This is a genomic window from Bradyrhizobium sp. (assembly GCF_049581145.1).
In the GTDB taxonomy this organism is placed as follows: Bacteria; Pseudomonadota; Alphaproteobacteria; order Rhizobiales; family Xanthobacteraceae; genus Bradyrhizobium.
Window position 1 is genome coordinate 1 of sequence record NZ_JBAURI010000454.1, and the last position, 1,783, is coordinate 1,783.

The window sequence follows — 1,783 nt, forward strand, 5'->3', positions numbered from 1 at the left end:
CTCCAGGCGGTCCGCGAAGAGGGCGTCGACGTCCTGAAGCAAGACTGAGGCCAGGCGTCTCGACGTCCCGGCCGGTCGCAAATCAGTCTGAATAATCGATTAGATCAAAAATGGTCCCGCCGCGCGCCGTGCGGCGGGGCCCTCGCCTTCCGCATTGCGACGCCACCACTCACCGCGTCCGCTGTGGGTCGTTCACATGTGGACTACCCTCATCATGACCGGGTTGTCTCGGCTTGCCCCGCAATCCATCACGTCGAAACCAAGGACTGTCTTCGATAGATGCGCGGGTCAGGCCCGCGCATGACGAGTCACCTATCGAGGCCACCCTTATCAGACGTGGGCCACGCTCTTGCCCGCCAGCACGACTCCCGCCGGAAACAGCCGCTGCTTGCCGCTGCGGACGCCCTCGTAGTTGTCGAGGAAATCGAAACTGCCCTCGCGCAGCTCCATGATCGCGACATCGGCGGGCGCACCGACATTGAGCGTGCCGCGGTCGTCGAAGGACGGAAAGATGCGCGCGGCGTTGACGGTGGCGCAGGCGATGATCTGGCTGAGCGATATGCCATACATGATGAATTTTGACATCACATTGGGCAGATCGACGACACCCGTGGTCTTCGACGTCACGTTCCAGTCGGTCGAGAAAGTGTCCGGCCACAGGCCCTGCTTCGTTGCCTTGTCTACGGTATCCCAATCGAAATGACCGGCGGTGCCGTTGCCGAAATCGAACAAGACGCCACGGCGGCGCGCGGCCATCACTTCGGGTATCAGTACGCCCTTGTCGTCGAGGATGCCGTTCACGCCCGGCGCGTACATGTGGGTGACGATGTCGCCGCGCTTGAGTAGCGCAAGAATGGACCGCAGCGGCGAATAATTCTGGCCGACATGGATCATGACCGGGAGATTGAACGGTGCGGCAGCCTCCTGCGCCCGCCGCAACGCCTCGAGATCGTTGGACCCGGCGACGTTGTTCGACAGCCGCGCCTTGACGCCGACCACGACATCACGGTTGCGCGCGATCGCGCCTTGCGCCAGCGCGACATTGGCGCTGGCGAGGTCATGCAGCTCGCCCGCGGGCGTGACGACGCCGGTGCGGGCGATGTTCACCAGGATGCGGCCGAGCTGCGGCGCGCCGCGGGCGACGGCGGCGACCTGATCGATATTGTCGGCGCCGCCGGAGCCGGCATCGACCCAGCAGGTCACGCCATCCCGCAGGCACATCGAAGGCCCTTCCTTGCTCTTGCCGGCATGGGTGTGGATGTCGACCAGGCCAGGGGCCACGATCTTGCCCTGCGCGTCGATCGTCTCGGCCGCATCGCCCGGGATATTTTCCGCGACCGCCACGATCCGGCCCTGCGCGATCGCCACGTCGCGCACCGCGTCGAGTTCCATCGAAGGATCGATGACACGCCCGCCCTTGATGATCAGGTCGTAGGTTGCGGCACGGGCTCCGCGCACATGACCGAACAGCGCTACGCCGGCGGCGCCGGTGGTGACAAACTGGCGTCGATTCATCATGGTCATCCTCCCGTTTTTGGTGAGGCTACCAGATGCCGGGCGGGATTTGTCCAGCAAAGCTTCATATCAAAACTTGATGAAACGCAGCCGGATGAGATTGAGAAGGCGTCCACGCCGGGGACACGCCATCACCTGCGCCAATCCAACATCGGCCTCGTCCCGGCCTCGCGCCGGGACCCATGACCACAGGCGCCTATTTTGCGAGCAATGGTCGAACAGCATTTCGACAATGAGAGATCACCCGGCATGGGTCCCGGCGCAAGGC

Annotated in this window: 1 protein-coding gene; it reads right to left on the bottom strand. The window is 63.9% G+C overall.

Annotated features, from left to right (window positions below):
* Window positions 1-330: 330 nt before the first annotated feature.
* Window positions 331-1,518, bottom strand: coding sequence for an amidohydrolase family protein (locus WCB02_RS14685; RefSeq protein ID WP_423958945.1), 1,188 nt, complete (start codon window positions 1,516-1,518; stop codon window positions 331-333).
* Between the last annotated feature and the right edge of the window lie 265 nt (window positions 1,519-1,783).

Bases quoted from the DNA above. Each gene is read 5' to 3' on its own strand.
- WCB02_RS14685 (WP_423958945.1), bottom strand. From the start codon at position 1,518: ATGATGAATCGACGCCAGTTTGTCACCACCGGCGCCGCCGGCGTAGCG.